Annotated in this window: 22 protein-coding genes and 2 pseudogenes; 9 read left to right on the forward strand and 15 right to left on the reverse strand. The window is 49.4% G+C overall.

Going from position 1 to position 23,255, the window contains the following annotated elements:
* Positions 1-145: 145 nt before the first annotated feature.
* The 3 genes from G9C99_RS00440 (at position 146) to G9C99_RS00450 (ending at position 3,295) form a co-directional block, all read left to right on the forward strand.
* Complete coding sequence (locus tag G9C99_RS00440; RefSeq protein ID WP_166415490.1) at positions 146-1,150, forward strand: DctP family TRAP transporter solute-binding subunit; 1,005 nt, start codon at positions 146-148, stop codon at positions 1,148-1,150.
* Between the two features lie 76 nt (positions 1,151-1,226).
* Positions 1,227-1,904: a TRAP transporter small permease gene (locus G9C99_RS00445; protein WP_166415491.1), complete on the forward strand. Its 678-nt coding sequence runs from the start codon at positions 1,227-1,229 to the stop codon at positions 1,902-1,904.
* The gene (locus tag G9C99_RS00450; RefSeq protein ID WP_166415492.1) at positions 1,904-3,295 is read left to right on the forward strand and encodes a TRAP transporter large permease; all 1,392 of its coding nucleotides are present in this window, start codon (positions 1,904-1,906) and stop codon (positions 3,293-3,295) included. The genes G9C99_RS00445 and G9C99_RS00450 overlap by 1 nt, the downstream gene beginning before the upstream one ends.
* 107 nt (positions 3,296-3,402) lie before the next feature.
* Here G9C99_RS00450 and tpiA read toward each other — a convergent pair whose 3' ends face one another.
* The 3 genes from tpiA to G9C99_RS00465 form a co-directional block, all read right to left on the reverse strand.
* The gene (tpiA, locus tag G9C99_RS00455) at positions 3,403-4,152 is read right to left on the reverse strand and encodes a triose-phosphate isomerase (protein ID WP_166415493.1); all 750 of its coding nucleotides are present in this window, start codon (positions 4,150-4,152) and stop codon (positions 3,403-3,405) included.
* A gap of 67 nt (positions 4,153-4,219) precedes the next feature.
* Positions 4,220-4,570, reverse strand: a complete 351-nt coding sequence (locus G9C99_RS00460; protein WP_166415494.1) for a HesB/IscA family protein — start codon at positions 4,568-4,570, stop codon at positions 4,220-4,222.
* A 66-nt stretch (positions 4,571-4,636) separates the two neighbouring features.
* Positions 4,637-5,002, reverse strand: a complete 366-nt coding sequence (locus G9C99_RS00465) for an SUF system Fe-S cluster assembly protein (protein WP_166415495.1) — start codon at positions 5,000-5,002, stop codon at positions 4,637-4,639.
* Between the two features lie 227 nt (positions 5,003-5,229).
* On the opposite strand from G9C99_RS00465, the pseudogene G9C99_RS00470 reads away from it, so the two are divergent.
* Positions 5,230-5,863 (forward strand): annotated as a pseudogene (locus tag G9C99_RS00470) (aminotransferase class III-fold pyridoxal phosphate-dependent enzyme).
* Complete coding sequence (locus tag G9C99_RS18620; RefSeq protein ID WP_331459952.1) at positions 5,838-5,999, forward strand: hypothetical protein; 162 nt, start codon at positions 5,838-5,840, stop codon at positions 5,997-5,999. The pseudogene G9C99_RS00470 and the gene G9C99_RS18620 overlap by 26 nt, the downstream one beginning before the upstream one ends.
* Before the next feature lie 157 nt (positions 6,000-6,156).
* Here the strand turns inward: G9C99_RS18620 and G9C99_RS00475 are convergent, their stop codons facing one another.
* Genes G9C99_RS00475 through G9C99_RS00485 form a run of 3 tightly spaced genes read right to left on the reverse strand, consistent with a single transcriptional unit; the run spans position 6,157 to position 8,629 of the window.
* A complete protein-coding gene (locus G9C99_RS00475) occupies positions 6,157-6,540 on the reverse strand; it encodes a cupin domain-containing protein (protein ID WP_166415496.1) in 384 nt (127 codons plus the stop codon).
* 1 nt (position 6,541) lies between these two features.
* Positions 6,542-7,015 carry an OsmC family protein gene (locus G9C99_RS00480; protein WP_166415497.1) on the reverse strand — a complete coding sequence of 158 codons (474 nt, stop codon included), beginning with the start codon at positions 7,013-7,015 and terminating at the stop codon, positions 6,542-6,544.
* 12 nt (positions 7,016-7,027) lie between these two features.
* Positions 7,028-8,629, reverse strand: a complete 1,602-nt coding sequence (locus tag G9C99_RS00485) for an aspartate dehydrogenase (RefSeq protein ID WP_166415498.1) — start codon at positions 8,627-8,629, stop codon at positions 7,028-7,030.
* A 101-nt stretch (positions 8,630-8,730) separates the two neighbouring features.
* On the opposite strand from G9C99_RS00485, the gene G9C99_RS00490 reads away from it, so the two are divergent.
* Positions 8,731-9,603: a LysR family transcriptional regulator gene (locus G9C99_RS00490; RefSeq protein ID WP_166415499.1), complete on the forward strand. Its 873-nt coding sequence runs from the start codon at positions 8,731-8,733 to the stop codon at positions 9,601-9,603.
* A 1,367-nt stretch (positions 9,604-10,970) separates the two neighbouring features.
* Here the strand turns inward: G9C99_RS00490 and G9C99_RS18330 are convergent.
* Both G9C99_RS18330 and ssb read right to left on the reverse strand, forming a co-directional pair.
* Complete coding sequence (locus G9C99_RS18330; RefSeq protein ID WP_205859806.1) at positions 10,971-11,432, reverse strand: hypothetical protein; 462 nt, start codon at positions 11,430-11,432, stop codon at positions 10,971-10,973.
* Between the two features lie 435 nt (positions 11,433-11,867).
* Positions 11,868-12,407: a single-stranded DNA-binding protein gene (gene ssb / locus G9C99_RS00495; protein ID WP_166415500.1), complete on the reverse strand. Its 540-nt coding sequence runs from the start codon at positions 12,405-12,407 to the stop codon at positions 11,868-11,870.
* A gap of 137 nt (positions 12,408-12,544) precedes the next feature.
* Here ssb and G9C99_RS00500 point away from each other — a divergent pair, with 137 nt between their 5' ends.
* Positions 12,545-13,141, forward strand: coding sequence for a lytic transglycosylase domain-containing protein (locus G9C99_RS00500; protein ID WP_166415501.1), 597 nt, complete (start codon positions 12,545-12,547; stop codon positions 13,139-13,141).
* Here the strand turns inward: G9C99_RS00500 and G9C99_RS00505 are convergent.
* The 7 genes and pseudogenes from G9C99_RS00505 to miaA all read right to left on the reverse strand — a co-directional run bounded on the left by G9C99_RS00505 (position 13,138) and on the right by miaA (position 21,755).
* Positions 13,138-13,479: an antibiotic biosynthesis monooxygenase family protein gene (locus G9C99_RS00505; RefSeq protein WP_166415502.1), complete on the reverse strand. Its 342-nt coding sequence runs from the start codon at positions 13,477-13,479 to the stop codon at positions 13,138-13,140. The two genes, G9C99_RS00500 and G9C99_RS00505, sit on opposite strands and share 4 nt — an antisense overlap.
* Before the next feature lie 58 nt (positions 13,480-13,537).
* A pseudogene (locus G9C99_RS00510) lies at positions 13,538-15,633 on the reverse strand (dipeptide ABC transporter ATP-binding protein).
* Positions 15,634-15,703: 70 nt separating this feature from the next.
* Positions 15,704-16,873, reverse strand: a complete 1,170-nt coding sequence (locus G9C99_RS00515) for an ABC transporter permease (RefSeq protein ID WP_166415503.1) — start codon at positions 16,871-16,873, stop codon at positions 15,704-15,706.
* Between the two features lie 13 nt (positions 16,874-16,886).
* Positions 16,887-17,933, reverse strand: a complete 1,047-nt coding sequence (locus G9C99_RS00520) for an ABC transporter permease (RefSeq protein ID WP_166415504.1) — start codon at positions 17,931-17,933, stop codon at positions 16,887-16,889.
* A 121-nt stretch (positions 17,934-18,054) separates the two neighbouring features.
* Positions 18,055-19,719, reverse strand: coding sequence for an ABC transporter substrate-binding protein (locus tag G9C99_RS00525; RefSeq protein WP_166415505.1), 1,665 nt, complete (start codon positions 19,717-19,719; stop codon positions 18,055-18,057).
* Positions 19,720-19,981: 262 nt separating this feature from the next.
* Positions 19,982-20,773 carry an AraC family transcriptional regulator gene (locus tag G9C99_RS00530; RefSeq protein ID WP_166415506.1) on the reverse strand — a complete coding sequence of 264 codons (792 nt, stop codon included), beginning with the start codon at positions 20,771-20,773 and terminating at the stop codon, positions 19,982-19,984.
* Positions 20,774-20,861: 88 nt separating this feature from the next.
* On the reverse strand, positions 20,862-21,755 hold the full coding sequence (gene miaA, locus G9C99_RS00535) for a tRNA (adenosine(37)-N6)-dimethylallyltransferase MiaA (RefSeq protein WP_166415507.1): 894 nt from the start codon (positions 21,753-21,755) through the stop codon (positions 20,862-20,864).
* A 146-nt stretch (positions 21,756-21,901) separates the two neighbouring features.
* Here miaA and pyrH point away from each other — a divergent pair, with 146 nt between their 5' ends.
* Together pyrH and frr are read left to right on the forward strand one after the other, a co-directional pair.
* Positions 21,902-22,639, forward strand: a complete 738-nt coding sequence (pyrH, locus tag G9C99_RS00540) for a UMP kinase (protein WP_166415508.1) — start codon at positions 21,902-21,904, stop codon at positions 22,637-22,639.
* Between the two features lie 50 nt (positions 22,640-22,689).
* Positions 22,690-23,253: a ribosome recycling factor gene (frr, locus tag G9C99_RS00545; protein WP_166415509.1), complete on the forward strand. Its 564-nt coding sequence runs from the start codon at positions 22,690-22,692 to the stop codon at positions 23,251-23,253.
* Positions 23,254-23,255 lie beyond the last annotated feature (2 nt).

The following is a 23,255-nucleotide window of genomic DNA, read 5'->3' on the forward strand; positions in this document are numbered from 1 at the left end:
TTGGTGTGTAATGCATTGAAAGTATGTGATTTATACTTTTTTCCCATTTCACATAAGTATTGCTTGAGCCAATTACAACCCCACGCTTTCCTATCATCATTGGCGCATTCGGTGTGCCTAAGTTGTTTTATCTGGGAGGATAATCATGAAATTTTTAACCGCAGCCATCACGGCCGTTACGCTTAGCTTTGGCGCGCAGGCCGCGTTTGCATCTTGCGACGACGGTGAAATTGTTATTCGTTTTTCTCACGTGACCAACACGGACCGCCACCCAAAAGGGATTGCGGCCTCGTTGCTTGAGCAGCGTGTAAATGACGAAATGAACGGCGTTGCCTGCATGGAAGTGTTTCCAAACTCCACGCTTTATGATGACAACAAAGTGCTAGAAGCTTTGCTTCAGGGCGATATTCAATTGGCCGCACCGTCGCTGTCAAAGTTTGAAGCATTTACCCGTCAGTTCCGCATCTTTGATTTGCCGTTCATGTTCAACGACATCGAAGCTGTTGACGCGTTCCAAGCTTCTGATGCGGGCCAAGCAATGTTAGATTCAATGCAGCGTCGCGGTCTTCAAGGTTTGGCGTTCTGGCACAATGGCATGAAGCAGATGTCTGCTAACGTTCCATTGAACGACCCATCAGACGCCGAAGGTCTACGTTTCCGTGTGCAAAGTTCTGATGTGCTTGTTGCACAAATGGAAGCCCTGGGTGCAAGCCCGCAACGCATGGCGTTCTCAGAAGTATATGGTGCGCTTCAGCAGGGCGTTGTTGATGGTCAGGAAAACACCTGGTCCAACATTTTCGGCAAAAAATTCTTTGAAGTTCAGGACGGTATCACCGAAACCAACCACGGTATCATTGATTACCTCGTTGTAACTTCGACTGAGTGGCTCGATAGCCTGGAGCCAGAAGTGCGCGATCAGTTCTTGCAAATCTTGTCCGAAGTGACTGAAACCCGCAACGCCGAAGCCTTCGCCGTGAACGAAGGCGCGCGTCAGGCCGTTTTGGATGCAGGTGGTGAAATTCGTGAACTGACTGCTGAACAACGCCAGGCGTGGGTGAATGTGATGCGTCCAGTTTGGGATCAATTTGCAGAAGATGTAGGTCAGGAAAATATTGATGCTGCTCAGGCGATTAACGCCAGCATGCAATAAAATCCGCTGGCGCGCCTACGATTTAGGCGCGCCGCATTTTTTCTAGGCCTACAGGCCAATATATGGGGGTGGGGCAATGCATCCGAAACCGGGTGAAAGCTTTGTTGACCAAATTGAGGAAACGCTAATCGCGACGATCCTTGGGGTCATGACACTGTTGACCTTTGCGAATGTAATCGCGCGCAAAGTGTTTTTTTCGAATATTCTCTGGGGGCTAGAACTGACAGTCTTTCTGTTTGGTTGGCTGGTTCTGCTCGGGGCATCTTATGCCGTGAAAAAAGGGGCTCACCTTGGGGTGGATGTCCTGATTAATGCTGTATCTGCCCGGGCTCGGCGGATCATCGGTTTATTTACGATCGCGGTTTGTATTCTATTTACCATTTTCGTTTTCAAGGGGGCGTGGGATTATTGGGCCAACTTTGCTAACCTTCCTAAAACGACAGGGCGTTGGTTGCCCACTGGGTTTGAGGAAATGCGACCAACATCGTACCGCGGCTGGTACGAAGTGAATGATGTGCCCATGCCTGATGTACTGCGTTGGATCGAGCCGTTCATGAACGAAGGCGAAGCCTACAATAAACTTCCGCGCTTTATCCCTTATTTCATTTTGCCTTTGTCTATGGCGTTGCTTTTGCTGCGTTTCATGCAGGCGGCTGTGCAGATGTGGGTCGGAAAAATTGATCGGATCGTTGCCAGTCACGAAGTTGAAGACGAAATTAAAGAAGTGCAGGAATTGCGCGGGGAGCGTGGCTGATGGAAGTCTTATTACTGTTTGTCATGGTCATTGGGCTATTGCTTCTGGGTGTGCCGATCGCCGTTAGCCTTGGCATGTCGTCTGTTCTATTCCTACTGTGGTTCTCCGAAAGCTCTTTGGCATCTGTTGCGCAAACGTTGTTTAACGCGTTTGAAGGGCACTATACGCTGCTGGCTATACCGTTTTTCATTCTTGCGTCGTCCTTTATGTCAACGGGTGGCGTGGCACAGCGGATTATTCGATTTTCGATAGCTTGTGTCGGACACTTGCGCGGTGGCTTGGCGATTGCAGGTGTGTTCGCTTGTATGATGTTTGCGGCGTTATCTGGGTCTTCGCCTGCAACGGTTGTTGCAATTGGGTCCATCGTGATCGCGGCAATGACGCAGGCAGGGTATTCTAAAGAATTCGCAGCAGGTGTGATTTGCAACGCGGGGACGCTTGGCATTTTGATCCCACCGTCGATTGTTATGGTTGTTTATGCCGCGGCGGTTGAGGTGTCCGTTGGGCGAATGTTCTTGGCCGGTGTCATTCCAGGGATTTTGGCCGGTGTCATGTTGATGATCGCGATTTATATCATGGCGCGGATCAAAGACATGCCCAAAGGCGAATGGGCTGGATGGGGTGAAATCGGTGCATCTTTGCGTGATGCGGGTTGGGGGTTGCTCCTGATCGTCATTATCATGGTGGGCATCTATGGGATCCCCGGCGTGACCGGTGCGATTTTCACGCCAACCGAAGCGGCGGCAGTGGCCTCTGTTTACGCATTCTTTGTGGCGAGCTTTATCTACCGTGATATGGGACCTTTGGCGGGTAAAGATGGGCATAAGATCAGTCTGATCCATAAACCCATGGCCATCATCACCGCATTTTTTCACGAAGACACTCGCCGCACGCTTTTCGAAGCAGGCAAGCTGACGGTAACGCTGATGTTTGTGATCGCCAATGCGCTGATCCTCAAACATGTGTTGACCGAAGAGCAAATTCCACAACACGTTGCCAATGCAATGCTGTCAGCTGGATTTGGCCCGGTGATGTTCCTTATCGCGGTGAATGTGATTTTGTTGATCGGTGGGCAGTTTATGGAACCTTCGGGGTTGTTGGTGATTGTTGCGCCGCTTGTGTTCCCGATTGCGATTGAATTGGGCATTGATCCAATTCATTTGGGGATCATCATGGTTGTAAACATGGAAATCGGAATGATTACGCCGCCAGTTGGTTTGAACCTCTTTGTGACCTCCGGGGTGGCTGGTATGCCTATGATGGGTGTTGTACGTGCAGCGCTACCGTTCCTCGGTGTTTTGTTCATCTTCCTGATTATGGTGACTTATATCCCTTGGCTGTCAACGTTCCTGCCAAACACCTTTATGGGGCCAGAGATCATCGTAAATTAATGCAACCAAATGGAGTGCGCTTGCGCGCACGCTCTATTGTGAAAGCCGCGCCTTATGGGCGCGGCTTTTGCGTTGTGAGGTATACTGAGTATTCTCAGGACGTCGTGTTAGGCGGCGTCGAGTGCGTTGATGATTTGAATGAAATCGGCAGCCTTTAAAGAGGCTCCACCGACCAATGCGCCATCGACATTTGGTACGGCAAAGATGTCAGATGCGTTTGTCGGTTTTACGGACCCGCCATAAAGGATAGAAATCTGCGCACCGGTTGTTTCGCCAAAACGGCGGATGAGGCGGGCGCGGATAAAATCATGCACTTCGCTGATTTGTTCAAGTGTTGGAACGCGGCCGGTGCCGATTGCCCAAATGGGTTCATAAGCGACTACCAAGCGATCTGCGGTTACATCATCTGGAATAGACCCCGCCAGCTGCCCGCCGATAATATCAAGCGTGTTTTCCGCGTCTCTTTGGGCCTCGGATTCACCAAGGCACACAACAGCAGTCAGATCAGAAGCCAGCGCAGCGCGGGCTTTTTCACGAATATCTTCACTGGTTTCGCCGTGGTCATCGCGGCGTTCTGAATGGCCAAGAATAACATAGGTCGCGCCGGCGTCTTTTAGCATCTCAGCTGATAGATCACCTGTGTGAGCACCAGAAAGTTTTGCATCACAGGTTTGGCCACCAGTGGCCAGTATGCTATCGCTCGCCATTTCGGACATGCGGTGGAGTAGGGTTGCAGGCGGACATATCAGCACGTCAGTTTGTACGCCGCCGAGATTTTGAAGAAGCGTTTCAACTTCAGCCAAATCGGCTGAAGTGCCGTTCATTTTCCAATTACCTGCAGCCAATTTGCGTGTCATGATGTACCCCGGTTAAATGTTTCACTCTTTTTGGCGTTAGAGCAGGGGTAGTCAAGGCCGCAGTTTGCTACATGCCTTCGAATTTAATCGATTCACCGCAGCCGCAGGCTTCGGACACATTTGGGTTGTTGAATTTAAAGCTCGCCTCAAGCAGCGATACTTCATAGTCAATTTCAGTACCAAACAAAAACATTTGTGCCATAGGGGCGATCATGACACGAGCACCATCCTGTTCGACGACTTCATCCAATGGATCAATCGTTTCGACATAGTCCATGGTGTATTCCATGCCAGCGCAGCCGCCTTTTTTAACGCCAATGCGTAGGCCCTCATGGCCGTCTTTGGCCATAAGTTTTGCAATTTGCTTTGACGCGGCTGGCGTTATTGTGACGGCTTGTTTGCCGGGAATGCCAAACATGATCGGATCCTGCTGTTAACGGATGACCTAAAGATAGGGTGCCGTTGGTCTGAACTCAAGAAGCGCTTACATAAAGCCCAGTTCGAGTCGGGCTTCGTCTGACATCATATCCATGCCCCATGGGGGTTCCCAAATTAGGTGGACCTGAACGGATTTTACACCTGCTAAAGGTTCAACAGCTTCGGCAACCCAGCCTGGCATTTCACCTGCTACAGGGCAGCCTGGTGCTGTGAGTGACATTAAGATTTCAACGTCATTTTCATCTGAAATATCAATGGTGTATATCAGCCCGAGATCAAATATGTTCACCGGAATTTCTGGATCGTACACAGAACGGCATGCATCGGCGATGTTGTCATACAACGCATGTTCGGTGCTGGATGGTTTGATAAGGGGCGTGCCCTCTAGCTGTTCTGGCGACTCGGCGGTCATGGCGATCTCACTTTTTATCCTGAGTGAAGATATAAGGATTAGCATCAGGATCGTCTAGGGGGCGAAATGGTTAGGCATGATGCATACTAAATCCAATCAACTAAATACGTAGAAAAACGCGAGGCCTGAGGGGAAAGAAACAGGAACCATCATAAAATCGTGTTCCTTTACTTCAGAACGGGCATTTTCTTGAGCATTAAGGATGACAGCGATCTTATGTTTCTTCGATGATCTTGCGGGTATCACGGCATGAGCGCCGAAGCCCAGATGAGCCTGCGCCCTTCAATGATTTGACCACGGCTGAGGCATTGTTGGCGGAACATGAGGATGTAGCGGCTATTATCATTGAACCACTTCAGCGTATTATCCCGCCACAGCCGGGATATCTGCAAGGGTTGCGCGATCTCTGTGATAAACACAGTGTTCTGCTGATCTTTGATGAAGTGGTAACTGGTTTTCGACTGGCATATGGGGGCACAAGAACGATATGGTGTGACACCTGACATTTGCACATTAGGCAAGATCATTGGCGTTTGTTTCCCACTTGCAGCGCTCGGCGCAAGTGCCGAAATCATGCAGCATCTTGATATGTCACGTGTTGGGGCCGATAAATGGCTCACGCAATTGGGGACATTATCAGGCAACCCTATTGCGGCTGCGGCTGGTTTGAAAACCATGGAAGTGTTACGGCGTGACGGGGTATTTGATACGTTGCGCGCCAATGGTCAGACTATGCAGGCTGATGCTGGAATTGCGTATCAGATCTGTGGGGATTATACGCTTTTTGATGTCTTCTTTACTGCAACACCCTGTAGTGACTACCGAAATGCAAAGCATGATGACCCTCAACGCGACCTATAATAGTGTGCTGCGTCAAAATGGTATATTCAAAGCACCGGGTAAATTTTATCCATCGCTTGCTGTGACCGAAGCCGATTTTGACCAAACCAAAGCTGCTGTTCAAGAGGCGGCGAATGCTATCAGTGCTATGTGTTAAATTAGAAATCCTTGTGCCCAACCATATTATTTACGTGGTTGGGCGCGGCTTTTTTAACAGGTTCCTGAACGAAAGATGCTATGGTGCAGAAACAGCACCTAGGAGCCCATTTGTATCCAACGAGAATACCGATGAAATCGCGAACAGTGACAATCGGTTAAGGTCGTACATACCGACGGGACAGTTCTTCTCGATCGTCATACGTTGCTTCAAATATTGGGGCGGCTAACGTGGCGCGTATGTGTAAAATACCATCGCCAATATTGCGGAAGCCATGCTTGCATCCGGCAGGAATGAGAACACTCTGATTGTCGGTTGCCATATGGGTTTCATCACCACACCAAATTTCAGCTTGGCCTGTAATTACTTCCAAGACTTCTTCGACAGCATGTAAATGCAAAGGTGCACCTAAGCCCGGGTCGCAATATTGATCAAATATGCACAGTTGGGACGAACCGTTGATGGACGATACGCGCATTTGTGTGCGTACCCCAGAGCGCCATTCTTCGATGTCTTGTGTGTTGTTGTCAAACATTGCCATGTTAGATTTCCTCTCCATTCAAAGTCACTGCCCAGTTTTCGTTTACTTTGCTACCGCTATTCACGAACATCTTGGAAACTGGGCAAAACCGCCGCAGATTGGCTTTGGTTTCCGCGAGAGCATCGTTGGTCCCATTTGCCGTAAGCGTGATTGATATTGTTGCTTCTGGAAACGGTGTTTCAATTTCCTCTTCCAACATGACCCCACGTCGATCAAAGCTGGCTTTCAGGGATAAATCCAATGATTGCACCTCAAGTCCGGCTTTTTGGGCGCAGCGGTTTAAAATCACATTGGTACAGGCCAATAGCGCCGCACAGACTGTTTCGGTGGGCGAAGCCCCTAAATTGCTGCCGCCGCGTTCAACCGGTTCGTCAATGATCGTCACCAGATCACGTATCGAAATATCAGTTCGCGCATGAGAGGGGCAGCGAGCGGTCATTCGGGATGGTACGGTTGTTTTCTGTCGTATCGCCATGTTGCGTCCTTTTTAATGGATGAAGCCTGTGCGTTGCGCTTTGATCGCTGCAATCGCCGAAAGGGCTGCCGCTGCGGATGAGCGCGGATTGTCAGGGAGAGCGTCGCTGTGCAAAACGGTGGTGAATGATCCAAAAGCCCCTTTGACCACCAAGTTATGGGAATTTTGGCGGATATCAGGATCCGCAATCAGAGTGATTTCAGTCTTATCAGGGCCAAGACCATTGAGGGCTGCAATGGCGCTGACATTCGCATTTTTAGGATATAACTGCGCCGCTTCTCGGGCAGATCCCTGAAACAACGTCACGGGTGCGGTGCAGCACTTTAGATCCAGCACTTGCTCGGCCACACTTCCGCGCCATGCGCTTGGTGGTTTTCGACTGATCAAGTGAACAGTTTCAAGCCCAGCCCCCGCGAGCGCGCATAAAGCATCTACGCCAGCCAATGCGCCGGATAAAATCTTGATCCGTGCCCCTCCGGTAAGGGCTGCTGTTTCTAACGATTGTACTGTGCTGGCATCTAACATTGCCCCAGCCGAAAGAATGCCAAGGTTGATCCCCGCACGTAATACATCAGCGCCAAATTGACGTAAGCCATCATGTCCCGCGCATTCGACGGCAAAATCGAAATTAAGGCCTTCTAGCTGAGCGACATCAGATGCGACGGTAACACCAGTGGGCAAATGTTGAGCATAATATGTCTCTCTCTCAGGGCGGACCAGAACTGCCTGAATTTCGACACCGGGAACGTCACAAATGGCGTCGATGATATGTTGGCCTATTGAGCCTGCACCAATAAGTAAGACAGACACGGGTTTGATCTTTTGACGTTCTTCTCTAAGAAACGGCAATACAAGTTCTAGGTATGTGCCAGGGGCAGTCATCGGCAAAAAGTGCCCGCCATCGGGTAGGATTTTCAATTCAGCATTTGGAACCAGATGGGCCAACCGCTTGGACATATGGATGGGAACGACCTGATCATCTTCGGTCCCAATCACAAGCGTTGGCTGTTTTATCTGTGACACGCGATCAACGTTATCAAAACCCATCAACGCTTCAATTCGGACGCTTAATGCGTCGGGGGTGCTGGTATTGATTGTTTTTTGTTCCCATTGCGTGGCTCGTTGCGGATCTTTCGCGATTTGCTCAGCATTCATGACCGCGAGAACTTGCGCCTTTGCATATGCCTCTAACCCCAATTCTGTCAGAATCTGATGTCTGAGGTTAAATCCACGCTCAAACGCAGCGTCAGATGCAACCCATGTAGAACTTAGGATCAGTTTGCTAACGCGTTTAGGGCAGCTCAGCGTCATAATCTGCGCAATGGTTCCGCCCATAGATTGCCCAATCACTTGAACCTGATCAATAGCCAGATGGTCCAACAGCGCAAAGGCCATGTCTGCGAAGTCGTCTAAAGATATATGCCCTGTGAAGTCGGCTGAACCGCCACTGCCTGGATAATCAAAAGAGATCACCCGAAAATCTCGCTTCAATACTTCGGTTATTCCGGCCCAGAACGCAAGTTGCCCGCCTAATCCGGGGATCAGCAATAAAGCTGAACCAGTGCCAGTATCGCTATAAGCGACTGAGATGTGATTGAATTCGAAATGTGGCATCCTGCGCGTCCTGTTTGGTCATAGGCAGGCTAATGCAGAAAATTACGTCAAAAAATATCTAAATCAATTGTAATATTACGATGTTTAAATCATGAATAAGCATGGAACATACAGACTATCATATTTTCAAACTCGTCGTTGAAGCAGGAAGTTTTGCAAGCGCTGCTGAGATCATCGGTAAAACGCCTTCGGGTCTTAGTCGTCGTTTGACGCGACTTGAAGATCGGATTGGGCAGTCATTGATCACGCGTACAACGCGGCGCCTGACCCTTACCGACAAAGGTGAAGCTTTTCTGCTTCATTGCAATAAGCTCATAAAAGATATGGCCCAAGCGGAGGCCGAAATTGCTTCGCCTGACATTGAATTGTCTGGTGTGCTAAAAATAAAAACCATCGCGGCCTACGCGACACGGGGCCTCTTGCCAATTCTTCATGGTTTCCAAGAAGCGTATCCTCGTATTATTCCTTGGTTAGTGTCCGAAGGTGCCGGCGATAGAACCGAAGCTGACATCATTATTTCTTCGGTTGATGTTTCAACGGGTCCTGATTGCCTCATACTCGAACAAAACCCTTGGGTTGTTTGCGCTGCTCCCGCTTATCTCGAAAAACATTGCGCTCCTCAAACACCTTCTGATTTAGAGCTCCATGATTGTCTTGTTCTTGATATTGCGGGCAAAGCGCAGCGGCGTTGGCGATTTCATATGCAGGGTAAGGTGACAGATGTTCAGGTGGACCCAGCTTTGATCGGGTTTGGCGATACAATCCATTCTGCCGCCCTCAACGGCCAAGGGATTGCGCGCCTAGCATCCTTCTTAGTTCGTCAGGATATTGAACAAGGCGATCTTGTTCCGGTTCTGACACAGTTTGAAACCAAAGGAAGCAGAGCGATCTGTGCAATGCCGGGAAAAAATGTTGCCCATCTCGCAAAAGTACGAGCATTTATAGAGTTTGCGTCGCGTTTTTCGCATGACTAAAGGTGTGAATGTTCGACGAGGGAGCGAATAAATGAAGCCTCTCGTGTGTGCAGAGCGCTTTTCGATTTTCTGGTCCTGTCTGTTTGCACAGGCGCAAATATCCGGGGGGCAACCTTTGTAGCCCCCCGAGATAGGTTGTTTTGAAAATCTATCTATTCAGAGTCTGATTTCTTTAAAACGGTTATCCCAACTATATTCATGTAAACTAATGATAACCTACTGGAATTGAAGGAATAATTATCCAAAATATAGCGGAGGAGCGTTCCTGATGTAAAGTTTGATCCGCATAGGCGGGTGAAAATGGTGGATAGTTTACGAGCTTTAGTCTTGTTGCATTGACGCGCACATCACTGCTGAATTCAGCTTGAGGGCAATAGATAGCTCTTACTTCAGAGTTGTCTCAATAGGGTTATCGTCTAGTTCCGCGAGCGGGATGCCTCGAGCGTAGGTGTTTTTGGCCCAGCGGGCAAACTGCTCTAAAAGTAGATTGTTCTCGTGTTTAAGTCGGACGTTCTCCGCTTTGACAGCTTCATATCGTTCAGTCAAATGGCTAACTTGCGATGGGCGCGGCTTCTGTGCTGTGTGGTTTTAAGTGCATTGAGGCGAAGTTTGCGAGCGCTTGATAGACGTTCATCTTTGCAAAGTGCCTACCGCGTATATGCTTTTCGCAAATGAAATTTAATCTCCAAAACAATACGACTCCAAGACACATCATTTAGGCTGTCGATAATTTGAACGATTTGCTCAATGTCTTTTCCGGTAAGCTGTTTGATCATTTCGTTTCTGCCGAATTTTCTAGAAAACTGTGATTATCCCGGCGCGTCGAGGCTTCACTTTGAACGCAAGGCGGCAAGCTGTTTTGCTCAGATATCGGCCGTATTGTCGTTCCTGCTGGCACGGCAGGATCATCAAGAATTGCGATAAGTTTTTCCAGTTGCTTAAGTGTTTTTTTGTGGTGCTCACACTAACGACCACCACCCTTATGCCCGGCCTGCATTTTTCTGTCAGCCCGCCTTAGTTGTTCGGCGACTACGCTGTATCGAAGCCGAAGGTTTTTTTCTGCGCGGAGGTCACCTTTGATACAAATATTGTGACTGCAATTAACGCAGTCTCGCAAAAGCGAGCAGGGCGAGCCTGACCAACTCAAATCGCAATATCCAAATTCTGTTAAATTGGAGACATCGATGCGGTTTGAAAGAACATCTTGAAGATCGATGGGAGCGGCTTGAGACGTTACGACTGTTTGGTCAAGGACGTCTTTGGCAGTGCTATCTTCCATGAACCTGCGCGAAACAGAGTGTATTGAGTGATCATATGACGCGTTGTCTTTTATGCGAAACCGGCCCGCATTGCGTGCGATGTCAAGTTCATCTGCTCCGCCTTCGACAAGCATTGTTGTCATGGCATGCCGGAATTGATGGGAGGTAACCTTTAACTTCGCTGGTCAGTTCTTCGGCATCTACGGAAGGATAGAATGATTTGATGTCCAACTTGGCCAAAGTGAATGGACATCCTTCTGTGCAAAGGGCTCGCAGCCGCCTTACAATCTCAACCCTGCTACCTTGTTTTGCGCCCGTGATCTTTCGAATGTTCTGACAGGCTTTCCTAAGAACGAGCTCGGTAGGATAGTCAGAAATGTTGTAGATCTTCCGACCAGCAAGATCGTTGATCGACAGGGATGTCGAACCCAAACCCGCTTTTGCAACAGCAACAGCCCGAGTAACTTGGCTGTTACGGAAATTCTCGTTTGTCAGGTTCGGAATTTTTCGAAAGTCGTGTTTATTTATCTGTCGAGAAATTGTGGTGCTTCCAAATGTCGGATCATACATAAAACTGGCCAAAATAGGTTCCCGCAATCGCAACCGAGGGTGGTGCACTCTAACTAGCCATAGAAAATTTACTTTGACGATCCACAAAGCGGAATCGCCCGGGATTGGATATTTGAATGATCGGCAATGGGTTCAGAAATCTGCTATTTTTTCGTCCATGCAGTGATCAAACCATCGTAAAGGCGGGAAACGCTGCGATATTTGAGGTCTACGCGCTTCCCGCCTTTATTAACGTTGCGAGTTTGAGCTCAGTAGCAACATCATCTTATACTTTTGAGCGATTAAATCTCGCGGCTGAACACCCAAAAGTTTACATACATTTATAGTACCAGCCTGCGCCCAAATCTCATGTTGTGATTTGAATGTAGTAAGCGCTTAAGTGGCTGATACTATTTGTGTAATTTTGCAGAGTTTACAACTGAAACTTGGTTGAGACTAGAACGGAATTTCGTCATCCATATCGTTTGAAGAGGATGGACCACCTTGGTTGCCACCGCCGCCGCCAAAACCGCCGCCTTGATTACCTGAAGGACCGCTGTCATAGCCGCCACCATATCCACCGCCGCCTTGGCTGCCGCCACCACCGTAGCCGCCGCCTTGATTGCCGCCACCGCCGCCTTCGCCACGTCCATCAAGCATGGTTAGGGTCGAACCGAAACCTTGTAGAACAACCTCGGTTGAATAACGGTCTTGGCCGCTTTGGTCTTGCCATTTACGGGTCTGGAGTTGGCCCTCGATATAAACCTTTGAACCTTTGCGCAGGTATTGTTCGCACACACGCACAAGGCCTTCGCTGAACACGGCGACAGAGTGCCACTCTGTGCGTTCTTTGCGTTCACCGGTGTTGCGGTCTTTCCATGTCTCAGAGGTCGCAATACGCAAGTTGCATACTTTGCCACCATTTTGGAAGCTGCGGACCTCTGGGTCGCGGCCTAGGTTCCCGAGTAGGATCACTTTATTTACTGAGCCGGCCATTTGGGTCTCCCTCGAATCTTGTTGTTTGGAGACAGGTTAGACCATTTGCCTTGAGCGAAGAAAAGCCAATTTACATGCAAACACTGGAAGTGGGCGCGAAAGCTGTTATATTTGCGTCAGAAACGTTGAGGCAGTGTATGAGACAAGTTGTTTTACTGATTGCAGGGTTTGCGAGCGCTGCGCCGCATTATACAAATGCGCAGAGCATCGGTTTTTCGAATGCATCCCCGAACAGTTCGAGCGTGTTTCAATCCCAATTGCGGGTTTTGGATGGGCGTGCTGCGAGCCAATATAACAATTCTGTACGCCTTCAACCGCCCAGCGTGAATACACCGTCACAGGGAAATTTGCCCAACTACACAGGGCAGTATCGCGGTGAGTTTTTGCAAATGGCTCGTGACGCTGCACGCCGTCACAATATTCCCGAAGATCTGTTTTTGCGTCTGGTGCAACAAGAAAGCAACTGGAATCCAAATGCGCGGTCTCATGCAGGGGCGATTGGCCTCGCTCAGTTGATGCCCGGAACCGCACGTTATCTGGGGGTTAACCCGCGTGTGCCGCGTGAAAACCTCGAAGGCGGCGCGCGTTATTTGCGGGAACAGTATAATACCTTCAGATCGTGGCGTTTGGCTTTGGCTGCATATAACGCGGGGCCTGGTGCTGTTGAACAGCACGGGGGGGTGCCACCGTACCGTGAAACACGAAATTACGTGCGGCGTATCTTAGGCAGTTAATCGCGCCCTTCTGGGCCGCTATAGGCCCGTTCTACTTTGGCCACGCGTAGGGTGTAATATTCATACCAACGCGTTTTTCCCAGCTTTTGCGCCAGTAAATGCTCTGAAACTTGTTTCCACTGGATCAGGGCCTGTTCGTCTTTCCAGTAGCTGATGGTTATTCCAAGCCCGGTTTCATCGCGTGTTGATTCAACGCCAATGTATCCCGGTTGTTCTTGGGCGAGCTCAACCATGCGATCGGCCATTGCCCCATAACCAAAATCACCTTCAAGGCGCTGAGCGGTGAAAATAACTGCGTAATAGGGTGGATCGGGAAGGGGGGCGAAACGGTTATTCATTGGGGCTTCCATGTCTCAAAGTAAAACGCCCAGTTCTGAAACCGGGCGTTTTGGGATTTTATTCTGCAGCGATTTTAATAACCGGTTCCATTCTCGCCAGAGCTTCCTCTGACAGATGGCATTTAATCTTATGTTTGCCAGGAAGGTTACGCACGGTTGGCACTTCGGTATCGCATAGCCCACCGGGTACCTGATCTTTCCAACGACAGCGTGTCTGGAACGGACAGCCCGAAGGTGGGTTCATAGCTGATGGAATATCACCCTCAAGAACAATATGCTGTTTCTCGATTGATGTGTCCGCAATCGGAACAGCAGATAGCAGGGCTTCGGTGTAAGGGTGATATGGTGGTGCAAAGACCTGGTCCGTGGTGCCAAGTTCAACAACATGGCCCAGATACATGACCATCACCCGGTCACTGAGGTATCGAACAATCGACAAATCGTGACTGATGAACAAGAGCGTGGTTTTGTTTTCACGCTGAATTTCCATCAGTAGGTCTGTTACAGCCGCCTGAACAGATACATCAAGTGCCGATACGGGTTCATCTGCAACCACGATACGCGCATCACCCGCAAAGGCCCGTGCAATACCAACGCGCTGTTTTTGCCCACCGGACAACTGACGCGGCATACGATCTGCAAAAGCCCGAGGTAACTTCACCAGATCCAACAGTTTGAGCATCCGTTCACGGCGTTCATTGTCTGTGTTTCCGATGCCAAACACCTCGAGCGCACGGACGATCTGACGGCCAACTGTCATAGATGGATTCAGAGTATCAAACGGGTTTTGGAAAACCATCTGGATTGATGAAATCGTATTGGTGTCGCGTTCTTCAATTGGGGTGTCTTGGATTTCAGCATTTCCGAGGGTGATTTTCCCATCGGTTGCCGTTTCCAACCCCATTAGAACTTTGGCAAATGTTGATTTACCACAACCAGATTCACCGACGATCGCAAGCGTTTCAGATTCACGTGCTTCAAACGACAGTGTTTCATTGGCTTTGACGACCTTAGGATCCCCCCCGGATCCCCCCCACCAAAGAGCGCGTTTGCGGCGACCTCATAGTATTTCTTGAGGTTATCCATCCGCAAAACAACTTCGCCCGGTTCAGGCTTTTCGGTTTGTTTGCCTACGGTGATGGGGGCGTTCCAATCGATTTCCTCTGATTTCAGGCAGCGCGTTTCGTGACGATCTACGCCATGCACAGGTGACATTGGGATATAGCCCAGATCACAGCGGCCTTCTTCAAAGTAGTCGCAACGCGGCCCGAAGTTACATCCATTGGGGCGTTCATGGGGCAGAGGGAAGTTCCCGGGAATTGCCACAAGTGGCCGCGCATTTTTGTCAGCGCCCGGAAGCGGAATAGAACGGAACAGCGCCTGTGTATAAGGGTGCTGCATTTCGTCAAACACATCCGCAATTGAACCACGCTCAACCGCTTCGCCGGAATACATCACGCAAAGTTGGTCACAGGTTTCTAGGACCAGACCCAAGTTGTGCGAAATAAACAGCATGGATGTGCCGTATTTCTTACCCAAACCTTTGACCAATTGCACGATGCCCGCTTCAACCGTCACGTCAAGCGCGGTTGTCGGTTCATCGAGGATCAAGAGAGCAGGTTTTGACATCAACGCCATTGCGATAACGATACGCTGCTGCTGACCACCCGACAGTTGGTGTGGGTAGCTTTCCATCATCCGTTGTGGATCAGGAAGCTTTACGTCTGTCACCGCTTCAAGTGCGATTTTATAGGCGTCTTCTTTACTTAACCCATCGTGGATCATCGGCACTTCCATCAGCTGTTTGCCGATTTTCATTGCCGGGTTCAGGGAGGCCATTGGCTCCTGATAGATCATTGCGATTTCATTACCGCGGATGTCACGCAGTTCTTCTGGGCTCATCTCCGCGAGGTCGCGACCTTTGAACTTGATTGTGCCGCCAACAACACGACCATTTTTACCCAAATCTTGCATAACTCCGAGGGCAACAGTGGATTTACCGCAACCAGATTCCCCCACAAGACCAACGGCCTCCCCAGGGCGGACTTTTACAGAGAAGTCCATCACCGCGGGAATTTCGCGTAATCGAGTGAAAAAGCTGATGGATAGTTTGTCGATCTCTAAGATCGGACCATCATATTCTGTTTTCGCCATTCTTTATCTCCTTGCGCGCGGGGAGTACCCCGCTTTGCTTGGCCGCCCCCATATGAGGGGGCGGTAGCGATTAGTCCTTTAGGCTCTCTTCGCGTAGGCCATCTGCGAGCAGATTAAGACCTAATACGAGGCTCAGAAGCGCAACCGACGGAACAACAGCAGGAGCAAGATAAACTGACAATAGCTTGCGTCCTTCGTTGATGGTTGAACCCCAATCTGGGCTTTCTGGCGAAAGACCTAGGCCAAAGAAACCAAGTGTCCCGAGTAGGATGGTTGTGTAGCCAATCCGCAGGCAGAAATCGACGATCAGCGGGCCACGTGCATTTGGTAGAATTTCCCAAAGCATAATGTACCACGACCCTTCTCCGCGGGTTTGGGCTGCTGCGACGTAATCACGTGTTTTAATATCCAGCGCGAGACCGCGCACGATACGAAACACTGTAGGCGAATTCACGAACACCACCGATACGAACACAACCAAAATGTTTGACGGAACAGAGATAACGCCAAGCGGGTCTGCATCCCATGCAATACCAAGGTAGAACCAGAGACCAACAACCAAAGTTATACCTAAATATACATTGCGCTTGTCAGGTTGTGTATGGAACCGCGAGTTAAACAGAACACACAAGAAAATTACCGGGAATATAAACAGCACCGCGGCCATGTATGTTGGAATACCTGTTGCAACAATTTCTGGTGTTACGAGAAGGTAGAACAGCAGGATCACCGGAAACGCGAGGATCAAGTTGGCTGCGAAGGACAAGAGTGTGTCCAAACGACCGCCGAAATACCCAGCAGGCAATCCAAGTGTAATCCCAACCATAAAGGCAAACAAAGTTGCAAATGGTGCGATTTTGATTACTTCCCAGCTGCCTTTGACCATCCGGCTAAAGACGTCGCGTGCAAGGTTGTCACCGCCCAATAGGTAATGCGGATATCCCGCAGCCCCTTCAGGCAATGCCGTACCCGGCGCTTTGTTCTTCATCCCGGAAATCACAGAAATTGGGTCGTGCGTTACGATCCAGTCGAGTGCCCCACCGAAAAAACCGGTAAAGACCCAAAACATGACCAAGGCGAAACCAATCATACCGATCGTGCTATCAAAGAGTTTGCCATATAGGCCGAGTTTACGTTTGTAGCTGATAGAAACAGCGAACAACGCGATGAGTGCAATCCATACAGGCGTAAAGCGGATTAGGATTTGCAGGATGATACCACCCCAAGTCAGACTTTCCATTGCTCAGCCCCCCTTATGAAATGCGAATGCGTGGGTTCAAGAACACATAGCCGATATCAGAAATCAGCTGAGTGATCAGAACAACAAAAACAGCGACAACAGAACAGCCCAAGAGGAGTTCGATATCGTTGTTCCCTGCCGCTTCGACGAGTGCCCAGCCGAACCCTTTGTAGTTAAACAGGGTCTCAACAATCACCACGCCGTTCAGCAACCACGGGAACTGCAGCATGATTACCGTAAACGGAGCAATCAATGCATTACGCAGGGCGTGTTTCATCACGATGTTTTTGAATGATACGCCTTTTAAACGTGCTGTACGGATGTATTGCGCGGTCATAACTTCGGTCATTGATGCACGTGTCATCCGCGCAATGTAACCCATGCCATAAAGTGCGATTGTCAGAACAGGCAGCGTGAAGTTGGCAAAGTTCGCGTCGTCCATCGCACTTGCTGCGGTGCCTTTGAACCATTTTAGGCCAACGGCAGAACTTGCAAATACAGCGATGAATAGAACGCCGGACACATATTCAGGTGTTGCTGTCGTTAGGATAGAGGCTGTTGAAAGCGTACGGTCAGTTTTTGACCCTTCTTTCATTCCAGCCAACACACCAATAATCAGAGCACATGGTACCATTACCAGCATGACGAAGAACATCAGTTTGCCGGTTAGCGATAGGCGCGTGCTGACTACATCAGAGACCTCTGCACGGAAACGAGTAGAGGTCCCCCAATCGCCTTGGATAACTCCGCAGAAACGGGGCGCCTCTTCAGCGGGTTGACCGTTTTCGATGCAGCGTCCAGAAATTTCGCCCTCGTCGTTGGTAAAAGTAAACCCAGGCAAAACACCAAGCCACTCACCGTATTTCACGACAGTTGGTTGAAGGTAGCCGTTTCGGTTGAGCCAAGAAGAAACCTCAGCGTCAGTCATTCGGTTGTTGCCTTGAGATTTGGCAAGCTTTTCAAGATTTGGATAAAGGTTGGTTAGCGAAAAGACGATGAACGTCAAGCAGAGCGCTGTTAGGAGCATTACCCCTAAGCGCCGTAAAAAAAACATTCCCATGTGGTCCCCTGTCGGTCATGTCGCGGGCGTTTTTTAACGTCGTATGGGCTTGAATATATTATATGCCCCCGCGGCTTGAATTCAGGGCCGCGTTTAGCGGCCCTGAGCTGTTGAGTCACAGTTAGCCGGTTAGGCCAAGTTTATGAACATGGATCTCAAAGGTTGGGTGCATTTCGGCACCAACAACGTTTTCACCATGGTGACGGTATAGAGAACGCCAATACGGCTGAATGATAACGCCTTCATCTTGCATGATTTGCTCTAGGCGCAACATTTTTTCACGACGCATATCAACATCAGCGATTGCCATTGCTTCTTCAAGAACAGAGTCAAACTCTTCGTTATCGAAGCCTGCTTCGTTCCATGGCACACCGCTGCGGTAAGCCAGGGCAAGAACCTGAACACCCAATGGGCGTGGGTTCCAGTTTGTGGAGGAGAATGGGTATTTCGCCCAGTCATTCCAGAATGTTGAGCCCGGCAAAATGGTGCGGTTTACTTTGAAACCTGCATCACGCAACTGTGCGGCAACCGCGTCAGTTGTGTTTTTGCGCCAGTCATCATCAATAGACAATAGCTCGTGCTCATAGTCTTGCATGCCTGCTTCGGTCATCAATGCCATAGCAGCTTCTGGATCGAATGGAAGCGGTGGCAATTCAGCATAAGCGGGGTGCAGTGGGCTAACGTGGTGGTTTTCCGCCACTGTGCCGCGACCAGAGTAGCCTAGCTCAAGACAAACAGCGTTGTTTACTGCCATAGCAAGTGCGCGACGAACGCGAGCATCTGCATATGGTTTCACACCGTCAACTTCAGCTTGTTGGTTGGTACGGATAACAATCGTTGCTGCTGTTGCAGTTTCAGATGCCACAAAACCGATATCTGTCAACAGGTCTACGAATTCACCAGAAGTGTCGTAGTTCATGTCGATTTCTTCGGATTCAAACGCAGCTACAGTAGAAGAAGCGTCAGTACCGTAATCCAAGAATTCGATCCGGTCTACAAATGCACCGCCGTAAACTTCGTGGCCCCACCAAGTGTGGTCTGTGTTGCGCTCAAGAACGACTTTAACGCCAACTTCATCAAGAACTGGAATATATGCACCAGTACCGATTGGGTTCTCAAACGGGCTACCAGTTTCATAGCTTGAGTGCGTGACAGCGGCTGGATAGTCAGCCATACCTGCAATGATAGTGATGTCTGCACGAGGGAGGTTCAGGCGTACTGTGTGGCCATCAACAACTTCGAGAACACCGTCAGCGATCTGACCTGTTTCAGAGTCGATCAATGTGTCCATCCGGGACGCCATTGAGTTACCTTCAACAGATTTATCGCACCAGCGTGTGATATTGTTTGCAACGTCAGCAGAGGTGAAGTCGTCGCCGTTGTTCCATTTCACGCCTTGACGAGCGTGCAATGTGTATACGGTTGCGTCTTCGTTCACTTCCCAGCTTTCGAGCAGCATAGGTGTGAAAGAGCCGTCGCGTTCATATTGAACAAAATACTCTAGGAAACCGCGGCTAACGTTGGCAAGCTGGCTCCAGTCCCAAGTACGTGGATCTTTGTTGGCAGGAATATCCTGTTGAATGCGGATTGTGCCGCCTTGTTGGGCTTCCATCGCTTTGGCTTCAGGTGCAACAGCACCGATCAAACCGTAGGCAGCAATGGACGTCGCCCCAAGTGCTGTTGAGCGTGCTAAGAATTCGCGGCGATCAAGTTTGCCAGCTTTGCATTCCTCAGCATACATCTGAACGGCACTATGTAGAGGTTTTCCATTAATGGTTTGCGTCATTATTTTCTCCCTGGAGACACACATTATTTTGGTGAGGCGATTACGTGACAGCTTACGCCACAACCCGCATTTTTCGGGGTGACCAATTTATTTGATATTTGGTTGCTTGTCCTCACGGGTTCATTCGGCACCACAATTGAACGAAGGTCAACAGCATTTATCGTCATGTTGGGTGAAAAAAGCGACGTTTTGGTGTCTCAAATGGGTATAGTTTTGTATACAATTGTATTCAATTTGAGAGATTCCTGACATTCATGTCGACTCAAATGATTTTGCGAAAAGCGGTAGGGCTCATTCCGGTATGAATTTGAAAAGACCGAGAAAAATATGCCGGCGACGTAAATCCAAGCTGTTCAGAAACTTTTTGTACGGGTAACTTTGTTTCGCTGAGTAAGCGTTGCGCTTCATAAATAATACGCTCCGACAATAGGGCTGACGCAGAGCGACCACAGGCCTTATTACAAATGCGTGATAAGTGCGTTGGGGTAATGTCCAAAGCTTTAGCGTAGTCGGAAACACGACGACCAGAACGGAATTGTTCTTCGATCATTTGGGTGTAGCGGGCAGTCAATTCCAATGTTTTATTCGAAGACTGAGACGTTTCAATCTGAGCGGTTTTCGCTCGCGCTAAAGTTACTGATACCAATCCTATGTGATGCAACGCTGCTGTTTCCCAATTTTCGCCCTTTTGGTCAAATTCACGCTGAATATGTTCAATCAGATTCGTCAATTCTGCTTGGCTGTGGAGGTTGGGAATTTTCAGATGCTGCATTTCTTTAAAAAACGAGATTCCTAAAGATCTGCTTAGAAACAGCGCAAAGCCGTAAACTTGTGGGCCTGCTTCAAATCCATGCATCGTACCGGCGGGAATGAAAAATGCAGAATTGGCGCTGTATCCGCGTGTGCGCCCGGCAATGGTAATCCGGCCTTGGCCTTTGGTGAACCAGAGTAATACATCTTGGGTGTATCCGCGCATCGCTTCGACCCGCCAGCGGCCTCCTTGGGCCAGTCGGGCAATCGTCACAAGTCGTGTATTTCCTATCTGTCCTGTCATTTCACTTCGATAGTTTGTTAACCTTTTGAACCATGCACGGAACGTCACATTTATAAAGGAAAAAGTTAATCGAGGTTGAATTTGCCACTTAATCCGGCTGGGGTAGCGTAAATGCGTGCCAGTCACGCATGCGTTTGCGGAACCATGTGCGCTGTCGCTTTGCATACTGGCGCGACGCGAGTTTTGCCGCCTCAATAGCATCCTCAAGGGAAAGTTCATTTTTGAGGTAGGCGATCAGTTCGGGTGCGCCGATTGCTTTTGATGACAAGCGTGTTGCATCCCAATCCGGCAGCATGTCTGAGGCTTCTTCAATTGCGCCGGCATCCATCATGAGGTCAAAGCGCATATCAATTCGGGCATTGAGCCAGTCGCGATCTGTATTCATGACGATCGGATAGCATTTGTTAAGTGGCATGATGGGCGGAGGTGTTTCGTCCTGCCACTGGGCCAAAGGCCGCCCGGTGCTGTGCAACACTTCCCAAGCGCGCTGAACGCGGGCCGGGTTTTGTATATCGATGCGTTCGCGTGTTTGCAGGTCAACTTGCGACAGCATTTCGCTTAAGCCTTGTTCTGACAACAAAGCATCAGCTGCGCGCCTAATGTCAGTTGACGGGACTGGAATTTCAGCCAACCCCTCGGTCAGTGCGCGGAAGTATAAACCTGTGCCTCCGACAATAATGGGACGTTGGTCTAATGTCGGCAATAGCATTTCTACGTCACGCAGCCAGTGCCCAACTGAATAATCGTGTTTGTAATCGACATGACCGTACATCAGATGTGGCGCGCGCTCTAAATCTGAAATCGGTGGGCGGGCCGTCAAAATGTTCCATCCAGAATAAACCTGTAGCGCATCAGCATTTATGATCACACCGCCATCGCGTTGAGCAATTTCCAGCGCCAAGGCCGATTTACCGGACGCCGTTGGACCCGCGATGAGAACAGGTTCATTCGGTGAAATATCTTTTGGGGTTTGGTGTGGCAAAACTCGGTCCGTTTTCTACATTTAACCGTGGCTGTGCGGTTCTGTTAAGCATTCATTGCGAATTGACGTGGATTGCCCGTTGAACCTTGGCCAATTTTACGACATTTTGCACACGATTATATAACTATGCCGGTGGGGGATACCAGATGACGACCGAGGACACAAACCAGCCGCAAACCACCTTTAAACGCGTGATGTTAAAGATTTCTGGCGAAGCCTTAATGGGTGATCAGGGATTCGGTCTTCACCCGCCTACTGTTGAACGGATCGCGCGAGAAGTGCAAACCGTACAATCTATGGGTGTGGAAGTGTGTATGGTGATTGGTGGCGGTAACATTTTCCGGGGGCTTCAGGGCTCTGCACAGGGGATGGAGCGAACAACCGCCGACTATATGGGTATGCTGGCAACAGTGATGAACGCGTTGGCAATGCAAAGCGCGCTCGAAAGTCTTGGCGTGTTTACGCGGGTTATTTCGGCTATTCCGATGGATCAGGTCTGCGAACCCTATATTCGCCGTCGTGCGGTGCGCCACCTTGAAAAGAAACGCGTTTGTATTTTCGCTGCTGGTACGGGCAACCCGTATTTCACCACAGATACCGCTGCCACGTTGCGCGCAAATGAAATGTCATGCGAAGCGATCTTTAAAGGCACCAAAGTTGACGGTGTATATGACAAAGATCCAGTGAAACACGATGATGCTAAACGTTATGATCGTGTGTCTTATGATGAGGTTCTGCAAAAACATCTTGGTGTTATGGATGCATCTGCGATTGCATTGGCACGCGATAACAATTTGCCGATTATTGTCTTTTCCTTAGATGAACCCGGTGGTTTCCGCGGAATTCTTGGCGGGCAAGGGACCTATACAACCGTGCATGGTTGATTTACCTTAGATGTAAGCCAATAAAACCACTGAGATAAAAGAGAGAAAACATGGCTGACGAGTATGAAATTGATCTAGATGATTTGCAGCGTCGGATGGACGGTGCAATGGGGTCGCTTAAAGTGGAATTCGCTTCGCTTCGAACTGGGCGTGCGTCTGCGTCAATGCTTGAACCTGTGATGGTCGAAGCATATGGGCAACGTACACCAATCAATCAGGTCGGAACAGTTAACGTACCTGAACCACGGATGGTCACCATCAACGTATGGGATAAATCTATGGTTGGCGCTGTTGAAAAGGCAATTCGTAATTCTGGACTAGGGATTAATCCTCAGTTGAACGGCACGATTATTATGCTGCCTATCCCTGAATTGAACGAAGAGCGCCGCCGCGATTTGACCAAAGTTGCAGCGCAATATGCCGAAAGCGCGCGCGTTTCTATTCGCAACGTGCGTCGTGACGGAATGGATCAGCTGAAAAAGCTTAAAAATGACGGCATGAGCGAAGATGATCATCGCGTCTGGACCGACGAAGTTCAGGAACTTACCGATGCTGCAATCGCAGGCATCGATAAAGCCCTAGAAGGCAAACAAGAAGAAATCATGCAGGTGTAAAT

The sequence above is a fragment of the Cochlodiniinecator piscidefendens genome (genome assembly GCF_011326755.1).
Classification (GTDB): Bacteria; Pseudomonadota; Alphaproteobacteria; order Rhodobacterales; family Rhodobacteraceae; genus Cochlodiniinecator; species Cochlodiniinecator piscidefendens.

Coding starts and splice junctions, on each gene's coding strand:
- G9C99_RS00440 (WP_166415490.1), top strand. CDS start 146: ATGAAATTTTTAACCGCAGCCATCACGGCCGTTACGCTTAGCTTTGGC.
- G9C99_RS00445 (WP_166415491.1), top strand. CDS start 1,227: ATGCATCCGAAACCGGGTGAAAGCTTTGTTGACCAAATTGAGGAAACG.
- G9C99_RS00450 (WP_166415492.1), top strand. CDS start 1,904: ATGGAAGTCTTATTACTGTTTGTCATGGTCATTGGGCTATTGCTTCTG.
- tpiA (WP_166415493.1), bottom strand. CDS start 4,152: ATGACACGCAAATTGGCTGCAGGTAATTGGAAAATGAACGGCACTTCA.
- G9C99_RS00460 (WP_166415494.1), bottom strand. CDS start 4,570: ATGTTTGGCATTCCCGGCAAACAAGCCGTCACAATAACGCCAGCCGCG.
- G9C99_RS00465 (WP_166415495.1), bottom strand. CDS start 5,002: ATGACCGCCGAGTCGCCAGAACAGCTAGAGGGCACGCCCCTTATCAAA.
- G9C99_RS18620 (WP_331459952.1), top strand. CDS start 5,838: ATGATGACCCTCAACGCGACCTATAATAGTGTGCTGCGTCAAAATGGT.
- G9C99_RS00475 (WP_166415496.1), bottom strand. CDS start 6,540: ATGGCAATGTTTGACAACAACACACAAGACATCGAAGAATGGCGCTCT.
- G9C99_RS00480 (WP_166415497.1), bottom strand. CDS start 7,015: ATGGCGATACGACAGAAAACAACCGTACCATCCCGAATGACCGCTCGC.
- G9C99_RS00485 (WP_166415498.1), bottom strand. CDS start 8,629: ATGCCACATTTCGAATTCAATCACATCTCAGTCGCTTATAGCGATACT.
- G9C99_RS00490 (WP_166415499.1), top strand. CDS start 8,731: ATGGAACATACAGACTATCATATTTTCAAACTCGTCGTTGAAGCAGGA.
- G9C99_RS18330 (WP_205859806.1), bottom strand. CDS start 11,432: ATGTATGATCCGACATTTGGAAGCACCACAATTTCTCGACAGATAAAT.
- ssb (WP_166415500.1), bottom strand. CDS start 12,407: ATGGCCGGCTCAGTAAATAAAGTGATCCTACTCGGGAACCTAGGCCGC.
- G9C99_RS00500 (WP_166415501.1), top strand. CDS start 12,545: ATGAGACAAGTTGTTTTACTGATTGCAGGGTTTGCGAGCGCTGCGCCG.
- G9C99_RS00505 (WP_166415502.1), bottom strand. CDS start 13,479: ATGAATAACCGTTTCGCCCCCCTTCCCGATCCACCCTATTACGCAGTT.
- G9C99_RS00515 (WP_166415503.1), bottom strand. CDS start 16,873: ATGGAAAGTCTGACTTGGGGTGGTATCATCCTGCAAATCCTAATCCGC.
- G9C99_RS00520 (WP_166415504.1), bottom strand. CDS start 17,933: ATGGGAATGTTTTTTTTACGGCGCTTAGGGGTAATGCTCCTAACAGCG.
- G9C99_RS00525 (WP_166415505.1), bottom strand. CDS start 19,719: ATGACGCAAACCATTAATGGAAAACCTCTACATAGTGCCGTTCAGATG.
- G9C99_RS00530 (WP_166415506.1), bottom strand. CDS start 20,773: ATGACAGGACAGATAGGAAATACACGACTTGTGACGATTGCCCGACTG.
- pyrH (WP_166415508.1), top strand. CDS start 21,902: ATGACGACCGAGGACACAAACCAGCCGCAAACCACCTTTAAACGCGTG.
- frr (WP_166415509.1), top strand. CDS start 22,690: ATGGCTGACGAGTATGAAATTGATCTAGATGATTTGCAGCGTCGGATG.